The organism is Dietzia sp. B44 (assembly GCF_014145245.1).
Lineage (GTDB): Bacteria > Actinomycetota > Actinomycetes > Mycobacteriales > Mycobacteriaceae > Dietzia > Dietzia natronolimnaea.
On the sequence record NZ_JAALEF010000020.1, the window covers coordinates 1 to 10,483 of the forward strand.

General features: G+C 71.2%; 8 protein-coding genes and 1 pseudogene. All 9 read right to left on the reverse strand.

The window, feature by feature from the left end; translation table 11 throughout:
• A partial coding sequence (locus G6017_RS00990; protein ID WP_347237919.1) for an enoyl-CoA hydratase-related protein occupies window positions 1-256 on the reverse strand: 256 nt, incomplete at its 3' end.
• 1 nt (window position 257) lies between these two features.
• Window positions 258-1,439: an acyl-CoA dehydrogenase family protein gene (locus G6017_RS00995; protein WP_179525932.1), complete on the reverse strand. Its 1,182-nt coding sequence runs from the start codon at window positions 1,437-1,439 to the stop codon at window positions 258-260.
• A gap of 5 nt (window positions 1,440-1,444) precedes the next feature.
• Window positions 1,445-3,520, reverse strand: coding sequence for an acetyl/propionyl/methylcrotonyl-CoA carboxylase subunit alpha (locus G6017_RS01000; RefSeq protein ID WP_182615470.1), 2,076 nt, complete (start codon window positions 3,518-3,520; stop codon window positions 1,445-1,447).
• Window positions 3,521-3,531: 11 nt separating this feature from the next.
• Window positions 3,532-5,130 (reverse strand): acyl-CoA carboxylase subunit beta, encoded by a 1,599-nt coding sequence (locus G6017_RS01005; protein WP_182615472.1) that lies wholly within the window; start codon window positions 5,128-5,130, stop codon window positions 3,532-3,534.
• On the reverse strand, window positions 5,127-6,305 hold the full coding sequence (locus G6017_RS01010) for an acyl-CoA dehydrogenase family protein (RefSeq protein ID WP_182615474.1): 1,179 nt from the start codon (window positions 6,303-6,305) through the stop codon (window positions 5,127-5,129). The genes G6017_RS01005 and G6017_RS01010 overlap by 4 nt, the downstream gene beginning before the upstream one ends.
• A complete protein-coding gene (locus tag G6017_RS01015) occupies window positions 6,302-8,128 on the reverse strand; it encodes an acyclic terpene utilization AtuA family protein (RefSeq protein WP_182615476.1) in 1,827 nt (608 codons plus the stop codon). The genes G6017_RS01010 and G6017_RS01015 overlap by 4 nt, the downstream gene beginning before the upstream one ends.
• Complete coding sequence (locus G6017_RS01020) at window positions 8,125-8,946, reverse strand: TIGR03084 family metal-binding protein (protein ID WP_182615478.1); 822 nt, start codon at window positions 8,944-8,946, stop codon at window positions 8,125-8,127. The genes G6017_RS01015 and G6017_RS01020 overlap by 4 nt, the downstream gene beginning before the upstream one ends.
• Before the next feature lie 112 nt (window positions 8,947-9,058).
• Window positions 9,059-9,766, reverse strand: coding sequence for a hypothetical protein (locus tag G6017_RS01025; RefSeq protein WP_182615479.1), 708 nt, complete (start codon window positions 9,764-9,766; stop codon window positions 9,059-9,061).
• Between the two features lie 142 nt (window positions 9,767-9,908).
• Window positions 9,909-10,483: pseudogene (locus tag G6017_RS01030) on the reverse strand (acyclic terpene utilization AtuA family protein); the annotation flags it as partial.

The window sequence follows — 10,483 nt, forward strand, 5'->3', positions numbered from 1 at the left end:
GGTCGGCCCCGGCCGCGGAGGCCTCGCTGAGGTCGGCACCGGCGCAGAAGGTCCCGCCGGCGTGACCGAGGACCACCACGCGGGCACCGTCGTCCGCGGCCGCCCGGTCGAGCACCGCGTGCAGCTGCTCGACCAGGGCGCTCGAGATGGCGTTGCGGTTGTGCTGCGAGTCGAGGGTCACGCGGGCGGCGCCCCCGGAGACCTCGTAGCGCACCAGCACCGGAACACCCACGGTCTGATCGTCCGCCGCGGCCACCTCAGTAGCTCCTCGGCAGCCCGAGCGAGTGCTGGGCCACGTAGTTGAGGATCATCTCCCGGCTGACCGGGGCGATGCGGGGCAGGCGCGACGCGGCGAGCATGCCGGCGAGGCCGTACTCCACCGACAGGCCGTTGCCGCCGAGGGTCTGGATGGCCTGGTCGACGGTGCGGGCGGAGACCTCTCCGGAGGCGTACTTGGCCATGTTGGCGGCCTCGCCGGCGAGGTCGTCCAGGCCGGCGTCGACGAGCGCGGCGGCCTTGCGCATCATCAGCCGGGCCAGCTCCAGCTCGATCTTGCACTGGGCGAGGGGGTGGGCGATCCCCTGGTGGGCGCCGATCGGGGTCTTCCACACGGTGCGCTCGTTCGCGTACTTCGTGGCCTTGTCCATCGCGTAGCGGGCGGAACCGATCGCCATCCCGGAGGCCATGATGCGCTCGGGGTTGAGGCCCGCGAAGAGCATGAGCAGCGCGGTGTCGCCGTCGCCGATCAGCGCGTCCGCGGGTAGCCGCACGTCGTCGAAGTACAGCTGGAACTGCCGCTCGGGCGTGCGCACCTCGGTGGGGATGTGGGTGCGCTCGAGTCCCGGGGCGTCGGTGGGCACCATGAACAGCGCCGGCTGGAGCTTGCCGCTCGCGGCGCCCTCGAGTCGGGCCACCACGAGGATCGCGTCGGCCTGGTCGACGCCCGAGATGTAGGTCTTCTGCCCGCTGAGCAGGAAGTCCGAGCCGTCCCGGCGTGCGGTGGTGGTGATGGCGTGGGAGTTGGACCCGGCGTCCGGCTCGGTGATGGCGAACGAGGTGATGATCTCGCCCGAGGCCAGGCCGGGCAGCCAGCGCTTCTTCTGCTCCTCGGTCCCGAAGCGGGAGATGATCGTGCCGTTGATGGCGGGCGAGACCACCATCATGAGCAGCCCGGCGCCCGCGGCGGAGAGCTCCTCCTCGACCATCGCGAGCTCGGTCATGCCGGCCCCGCCGCCGCCGTACTCCTCCGGCAGGTTCACCCCCAGCAGTCCGAGCCTGCCCGCCTCGGTCCACAGCTCGTCGGTGGTCTCGCCGGCGTCGGACTTCTCGCGCATGTACTCCATGCCGTATCGCGAGCCCAGGTCGAAGGCGACCTTGCGGAGTTGCTTCTGCTCCTCGGTGTCGACGACGGGGTTGGGGATCTGAGAGATGTCGGTCATCGTGGTCACTCCTGGGGGGTGGTGGTGTCGGTGCTGGCGGGATCGGTGCTGTCGGCGTCGGTGCTGTCGGGTTCCGCGACGACGGCGAGGATGGTGCCGGTCTCGACCTGGGTGCCGACCTCGACGGGCAGCTCGGTGACGATGCCGTCCACGGCGGCGGAGATGGTGTGTTCCATCTTCATGGCCTCCATCCACAGCAGCGGCTGGCCGGCGGTGACGGTGTCCCCGACGGAGACGGCCACCCGGATGACCGCACCCGGCATGGGGGCGAGCAGCGAACCCGCGGCGACCTCCGCGCCGGGATCGGAGTACCGGGGCGGTTCGATGAGCGGGACCGGTCCGAGTGGCGAGTCCACCTCCACGACGGTGTCGGAGCCCACCACCTCGTACCGGGCCACGGAGAAGGTGTGGCGCACTCCCCTGACCTCGAGGTCCACCGCGTCGGGGCGGACCTGTCCGACGCGGACGACCTCGGCGAGATCGCCGTCCGCGTGGGCGCCGGAGCGGTCGCGGATGTACGCCACCTCCAGCTCGTCCTCCCCGAACCGGTAGGTCCGCCTCTGGAGCGTGCGGCCGACGTTGCGGAAGCCCGCCTGCGCCAGCGCCACCGGCCCGGCGGCGTGGTCGGCGGTCCCGGACACGATCGCGGCGGCCAGCGCGGAGATCGCCACGGCCTCGTCGTCGGCGAGCGGGGCGGCGAGCGCCTGCGCACCGTGATCGTCGAGGAACGCGGTCGACAGGTTGCCGGCGATGAACTCCGGGTGGCGCAGGACCCGGACCAGCTGGGCGCGGTTGGTCGTCAGGCCGTGGATCTTCGCCCGCGTCAGCGCGCCGGCGAGCGAGGCGCAGGCCTCGGAACGGGTACGGCCGTAGGAGATGACCTTGGCCAGCATCGGGTCGTAGTGCACGCCGATCACCGCGCCGTCCGCCCCGGGTTCGACACCGCTGTCCACCCGGATGCCCGGGCGGTGCGGGCCCTCGAAGGTCGAGCAGACGCCGGGGACGTCGAGCGCCCACAGGGTTCCGGAACCCGGCGTGTAGTCGCTCGCCGGGTCCTCGGCGTAGAGGCGGGCCTCGAACGACCAGCCGTGGGCGGCCGGGGGTGTGGTGGACGGCAGGGGAAGGCCCGCCGCCACGTCCAGCTGGAGCGCCACCAGGTCGAGTCCGGTCGTGGCCTCGGTGACCGGGTGCTCGACCTGGAGTCGGGTGTTCATCTCGAGGAAGAAGAACTCGCCGTCGTCGGTGGCCAGGAACTCGACCGTGCCGGCGCCGGTGTACCCGATCGCGGACGCGGCGTCGCGGGCCGCCGAGTACAACTTCTCCCGCATCCCCGGGGTCCGCTCGACCAGCGGGCTCGGGGCCTCCTCGATCACCTTCTGGTGGCGGCGTTGGATGGAGCACTCGCGCTCGCCCACCGCCCAGACGGTGCCGTGCGAATCCGCCATGATCTGGACCTCGATGTGACGGCCACGCTCGAGGTACCGCTCACAGAACACGGCGTCGTCGCCGAAGGCGGACCTGGCCTCACGCCGGGCGCCCGCGATCTCGTCGTGCAACGAGTCGAGGGTGCGGACCACGCGCATACCGCGTCCGCCACCACCGGCGGAGGCCTTGACCAGCACCGGGAGCATGTCCTCGGTGACGTCGGCGGGCTCGAGGTCGGCGAGCATGGGCACTCCGGCCTCGCCCATCATCTTCTTGGCCTCGATCTTGGAGCCCATGGCCTCGATGGCGGCCACCGGCGGGCCGACCCAGGTGAGCCCCGCGTCGATCACCTCGCGGGCGAACCCGGCGTTCTCGGACAGGAACCCGTACCCGGGGTGGATCGCGTCGGCTCCGGCGGCCCTGGCCGCGGCGATGACCAGGTCACCTCGCAGGTAGGTCTCCCCGGGGGTGTTGCCGGGGAGACGGACCGCGGCGTCGGCCTCGCGGGTGTGCGGGGCGCCCGAGTCGGCGTCCGAGTAGACCGCCACCGTGGTCATGCCCAGGGCGCGGGCGGTGCGGTGGACACGGCGGGCGATCTCCCCGCGGTTGGCGACCAGGACCGAGGTGATCGGGGCTGGGGTGGGTGAATTCTGCATGGGTGTGTTCCTCACATCCGGAAGACGCCGAAGCGGTCGGTTCCGGCGACTTCTCCGGAGTGGATCGCGGACAGGCTGAGACCCAGCACGGTCCGGGTGTCGCGGGGGTCGATGATGCCGTCGTCGTAGAGCATCCCGGACAGGAATGCCGGCAACGACTCCTTCTCGATCTGGTCGGCGATCATGGTCTTGAGACCGTCGATCGTCTCCTGGGTCATTTCCTCGCCCCGGGCGGACGAGGCGGCGGCGGCCACGGACGTGACCACGTCGGCGAGCTGCTGACCGCCCATGACGGCGGACTTGGCGCTCGGCCACGTGTAGAGGAACCGGGGGTCGAAGGCGCGGCCGCACATGCCGTAGTGGCCCGCGCCGTACGACGCGGCGGTGATGAGCGACAGGTGCGGGACCTCGGAATTGGAGACCGCGTTGATCATCATCGAGCCGTGCTTGATGATGCCGCCGCGCTCGTACTCCGAGCCCACCATGTATCCGGTGGTGTTGTGCATGAACACCAACGGGGTGTCGTAGCGGTTGGCCAGCTCGATGAACTGCGTGGCCTTCTGCGCCTCCGCACTGAACAGCACGCCGCGCGCGTTGGCGATGATGCCCACCGGGTAGCCGTGGATCTCGGCCCACCCGGTGACCAGGCTCGCCCCGTAGAGCGGTTTGAACTCGTCGAAGTCGGACCCGTCCACGATGCGTGCGATGATCTCGCGCGGGTCGAAGGGGATCTTGAGGTCCTCCGGGACGATGCCGAGGAGATCCTCGGCGCCGTAGAGCGGCTCGATGACCTCGGCGCGCGGGGCCCGACCGGACTTCGACCAGTTGAGCCGGCGGATGATGCCGCGCGTGATGCGTGCGGCATCGGCCTCGTCGAGGGCGTAGTGGTCGGCGAGGCCGGAGACGCGGGCGTGCATGTCCGCACCGCCGAGGGTCTCCTCGTCGGCGATCTCGCCGGTGGCGGCCTTGACCAGCGGGGGTCCGGCGAGGAACACCTTCGAGCGCTCCTCGATCATGACCACGTGGTCGCTCATACCCGGGACGTACGCTCCGCCGGCGGTGGAGTTGCCGTAGACCACGGCGATGGTGGGGATGCCGGCCTTGGACAGGCGCGTGAGGTCGCGGAACAGCGCGCCTCCGGGGATGAACACCTCCTTCTGCGTGGGTAGGTCGGCGCCACCGGATTCGACGAGGCTGATCACCGGGAGCCGGTTCTTCATGGCCACGTCGTTGAGGCGGAGGATCTTGCGCAGCGTCCACGGGTTGGACGTACCGCCCTTGACCGTGGGGTCGTTCGCGATGACCAGGCACTCCACGCCCTCGACCACGCCGATCCCGGCCACCACGGAGGCGCCGGTCTGGAAGTCCGAGCCCCACGCGGCGAGAGCGCACAGCTCGAGGAAGGGCGACTCGCGGTCGAGGACCATGTCGATCCGTTCCCGGGCGGTGAACTTGCCGCGCTCGCGGTGGCGGGCGACCTTGCGCTCGCCGCCGCCGGCGAGCGCGGGTTCGAGATCGGCGGTGAGCTGGGTGAGTTTGTCCTCCATCGCGGCCTTGGCGGCACCGAACTCGGCGCTGGTGGTGTCGAGCGTGGAACGCAGGATGGTCATGCGGTGTACCCCAAACGTCGTCCGGCGAGGGTGGTGAGGATCTCGGTGGTGCCTCCGCCGATGCCCAGGAGGCGGACATCGCGGTACTGGCGGCTCACCTCGGACTCGGCCATGTAGCCGAGACCTCCGAAGAGCTGGAGTGCTTGGTTGGCGACCCACTCCGCGCACTCCACGGCGGTGTTCTTGGCAAAGCAGACCTCGGCGATCGCGTCGTGCCCCGCCGCGGCCAGGTCCACGCACCGGTGGGTGTAGGTGCGGGCGACGTCGATACGGCGGGCCATCTCGGTGACGGTGTTCTGCACGGCCTGCCGGGAGAGCAGGGGGCGGCCGAAGGTCTCACGTTCCCGCACCCAGTCCAGGGTGAGGTCGAGGCATCGCTGGGCGTGGGAGTACCCCTGGGCGGCCAGCGCCGCGCGTTCGCCCACGAAGCCGATGGCGATCTGGGCGAACCCGTCGTGCTCGGCGCCGACGAGGTTCTCCACCGGCACCCGGCAGTCGGTGAAGGTCAGCTCGGCGGTGTCCGAGGCACGCCAGCCCAGCTTCTCCAGCGGGGCGGAGCGGTGGAAACCGGGGGTGTCGGTGGGGATGACGAGCAGGCTGACGCCCGCCGCTCCCTTCAGGTCGTCACCGCCGGTGCGCACGGCGGTCACCACGAAGTCGGCGCGGGTACCGGAGGTGATGTACGTCTTGGCGCCGTTGACGACGTAGTGGTCGCCGTCCCGGCGGGCGGTGGTGGTGAGGCGTCCGACGTCGGAACCGCCGCCGGGTTCGGTGATGGCCAGGGAGCCGATCAACTCGCCGGCGAGCGTGGGCCTGACCCAGCGCTCGATCTGGTCGGGTCGGCCGGACTGGGCCAGGTGGGGGGTGGCGATCCCGCAGGTGAACAGCGAGGCGAACACGCCGCCGGCGACGCCGGCCTCGTGGAGTGCCTCGCAGACGATCAGGGAGTCACGCATGTCGCCACCCCCGCCCCCGACCTCCTCGGGGAACGAGACACCGAGCAGGCCCAGTCGGCCCGCCTTCGTGTGCAGCTCGCGGGGCAACGCGCCCGCGGCCTCCCACTCGTCCTGGTGGGGCAGGATCTCGCGCTCGGCGAAACGGGTCGTGGTCTCGCGCAGGGCGCGACTCTCCTCGGAATACCAGGGATCCCCCGGTACGTACGGCGGGATGGTCACGCGTTCTCCTCTGCGGGTGCCGGCTCGGCGGGTGCCGTGGCGGCGGGTACGGGGGCGGCGGGTACGGGGGCGGTGATGTCGTCGGGCACGTCGATGACGCGGGAGCGGAGCCACTCGGCGAGTCCCTTGGCCTGGGGGTCCCAGCGGTAGCCGTGGGCGACGCCCTTGCCGAGCAGTCCGTCGATGACGAAGTTCACGGCATTGATCCGGGGAAGTTCGTATCTCTCGACCGGGAGGTCGGCGGTCTCCGGGAGCAGGCGACGCAGCTCGTCGACGGTGAGGGTCTCGCGCATCCAGCGGTAGGCCGCCGCGTCTCCGGCCCACAGACCGATGTTGGCGGTCCCGCCCTTGTCTCCCGAGCGGGCGCCGAGCACGTCCCCCAGGGGTCTGCGCGTGGTGGACGCCGTCGACCGGGAGGACGGGGACAGCGATGCACCCTCGGCGTCGAGGCCGTCGGAGGCGTGACCGTCGCCCATCTCCTCCGTGTGTTCCGGAGGCGCGATGTCCACCCGGGTTCCGTCGGGGAGCACCGCGACGTGCGGCACCTTCTCCTGGTCGAGGTAGGCGGGGACGTACACGCCGTACGGGCCGCCGCGACCGGGGGGCGCGCTCGGCGTGGCACCCGGGTAGCTCGCCAGGATCATGGCCACCGCGGCGTCGGAGAACGCCCGGCCCACCACGTCGGAGTCCGGGTCCCAGGCGACGACGGTCAGCAGTGCGGTCGCCGCGGCCTGGGTGTCGGCGTCCGCGTGGTCCGTGCGGCTGAGGCGGAAGTCGATCTCCGCCGGACGGGTGGCGAGGCCGGCCAGGATCTGGCGCTCGACCAGTGCGGCCTTGTCCTCGATGTCCAGCCCGGTGAGCAGGAACGTGACCTCGTTGCGGAAGCCACCGAGGCACGTCACCGACACCTTGGTGGTGGTCGGGGCGGTCTCGCCGCGCACCCCGGAGATGCGGACGCGGTCGGGGCCCTCCTGCTCGAGGCGAGCGGTGTCCAGGCGGGTGACGACGTCGGGCCCGCCGTAGCGCGCCCCGGTGACCTCGTAGAGGAGTTGGGAGGTGACGGTCCCGACCGTCACCGCGCCCCCGGTCCCGGCGTGCTTGGTGATGACGGAGGTGCCGTCGGAGGCGATCTCGGCGATGGGGAAACCGGGGGTGACGGGGTCGGCGATCTCACCGCGGTTGAAGAAGGCGTAGTTGCCGCCCGTGGCCTGGGTCCCGCACTCGATCACGTGCCCCGCGACGGTGGCGCCGGCGAGGGCGTCGAGGTCCGTCCGGGTCCACCCGAAGTGGCTGATCGCCGGACCGACGATGACCGAGGCGTCGGTGACGCGACCGGTGACGACGATGTCGGCACCGGCGTCCAGACAGCGGGCGATCCCGAAGCCCCCGAGGTAGGCGTTGGCGGTGACCGGGAAGCCGGCATCGGCCGGGATGTCGAGTTCCGAGACCCGGTCGATCAGGTCGTCGCCCTCGACGTGCGCGACCCGCGGGGACAGCCCCAGCCGCGATCCGAGCTCGACGACCGCGCCGGCCAGGCCGGCGGGGTTGAGACCGCCCGCGTTCGCGACGATCCTGACGTTCTTCTCCAGCGCCAGCCCGAGACAGTCCTCGAGCTGCCGCAGAAAGGTCTTGGCGTACCCGAGGTCCGCGTTCTTCATCCGGTCGCGGCCCAGGATGAGCATGGTGAGTTCGGCGAGGTAGTCGCCGGTGAGGACGTCGAGTTCGCCCCCCTCGAGCATCTCGCGCATCGCGGAGATGCGGTCACCGTAGAAGCCGGACATGTTTCCCACGCGCAGCGGCGCGGCGAGGTTCCTCCCGGTCATGCCCGCGCCCCCTCCTCGCGGCCGCCGCCGGGCAGGCCCGCGAAGGCCTGGGCGATCCGCAGCCACTCCTCCGCGTCCTCGCCGACCGCCTCGAGGGCGGTGTCGGCGCGGTGGACGCGCTGGGTGACCAGCAGGCAGAAGTCGAGCACCGGTCCGGTGACTCGCTGCTCGGCGTCGGCCGGGCCGAACTCGAGGACGGTGCCGTCGGGCAGGGTGAGCGCGAGGTGGACCTCCGAGGACGGGGCCTCGAGTCCGTTCATCAGATACGCGAAGCCGCGGGTCTTGAACCCCAGACGGGCCACGTGGGGCAGCGCCGCGATGAAGGCCGGGTCGGAGTCGAGCGGGATCCCGACGGCGTCGGCGACGTCGATGCCGTGTGCCCAGGTCTCCATGATCCGGGCGGTCGTCATGGACTTCGGCCGCATCGGCGGTCCGAACCACGGGACCTGGTCGCCCGGATCGGCGGCCTTGAGCGCGTCCGCGAGTTCTCCCCGGGCCAGGCGCCACCGGGCGAGCACCTCGTCGCGGCCGGTGGCGGCGATCTCGGCGGCACCGGCGTCCACGAAACCGGTCGGATCGGCCATGGCCGTCTCCACCACACCCTGGAAGTCGTCCGGATCGGTGATGGCGGTGACCGAGACCTCGTCGGTCCAGGCCAGATGCGCGATCTGCATGCCCACGTCCCAGCCCACGGCCGGGGTGTCCAGGTGCCAGACGTCGGGACCGGCGGTCTCGACGAGGTCGTCTAGTCGGGCGCTGAGCGCGGCCAGGACCGCGTGCGGGTCCTCAGTCGCCGAGGGCCGGATGTTCGTCTGCATGGCATCAGACTCCCACCGAGCCTCGAATAAAGCAAGCATGCTTGCTTGCTTTTCGGCACGGCGTTCTCGCGGTGCGGTCCGGGAGGATCACCTCACCCGCCGTCGCGGGGGGTCACAGCGGGCAACCCAGGGTGTAGTTCCACTCGGTGCCGTTCCGGGGGGCGTCGACCTTCACCGTCATCGATGTCGACACACCGGGGGGCACGTCGATCCACACGTGCCAGTCTCCGTTGGTTCCCACGTAGCCCGGGGTGGTCCACAGCACGGTTCCGTCATAGGCCACCTCGACGAAGTCGGGCACGTAATAGGTCTCCAACCGCAGCAGTACCCGGCCGCCGCCGCTGCGGCCGATCTCATGCCTGTTGGTGAAGATGCCCTGCCGCCCGGAATTGGTGAAGGTGTTGCACGGCGTGACCGGAGCCAGGACCACCTGGGTCGCCGCGAGGACCCGATCCCACCCCACTTCACCACGCGAGGCCCTCTCCGCGAGGGTCATGATGTCCTGCGAACCCCCGGGGATCCCCTGCACCACCCGGAACACATCGAGGATCTCTCCACTGCGGATGTTCGCGATCAGTTCGTTGAGATTGGCCAGGGACCCGTTGTCCAGCGCTCCCCGGGCACCCGGGTTCATCCCCTCGATGATGGCCTCCAACTCCTGCACACTCCCGGCGGCGTCCCCGAGCTCGCTGCTGAGTTCGGCACTGGAGGGGGACCCGGTCTGGGCGGTGGCGACCGGCGCCCCGACCGCGACCACAGCCGCGGCCATCAACGAGCTGACGGCGATGAGTGGGACTCTGGTGATGATCGAACGTGTCATGCGGACTCCTCGGGACGACCGCACGGGACGTGCGCCCGGGGGCCCGGACGGTGGACGGTCTCCTCCGACGCTAGGCAGCCGGGGAGCCGCGGTCTGTCCTACGTTCGCTCCCTTTCCGCCTGTCCACGACTCGCGGCGCGGCTCATGGTCCGAACTCGAGGAGTTCGCCGGGGATCGACAGTCGCACGGAGGCGAGGTCCGCCCCGAGCCCGCTCTCGAGCGGCACACCGCGTGGGGGGCGGGCCACGAGGTTGACGGCCCGGAGGTTGGGCAGCAGGTAGCGGCGGGTCTCCATGCCCTCGAGCGCGGGCAGGAGTTCTCGAAAGCGGTCGATCGTGAGCTCTCCGGCCAGCCAGGCGAACGCGGAGTCGTCCCAGGTCCACACCGCGATGTTCACCCCGCGGCCGACCACACCACGACGCACGCTCGCGACGGAACCCAGAACGGACGTCACGGGCTCCCCGCCGGGAACGGAACCCCGTGACCAGGCAGTGGGCAGCTCACCGGGCCCGATGTCCGCGGTCTCCACCGGGACGGGCACCGCGACCCGCTTCCCGCCCGGAAGAACGACGGTGTGTTCGGCGTCCGCCTGAGCCAGCGGGCGGGCGACCCGACGCGGCCGCCCGGGCCCCCTGGTCATGGCCACCACCGCCACCACCGGTGGTGCGGGCTCTCCCCGGGCCCCGCTGATCCGGACCCGGTCCGTGCCCTCCTGGG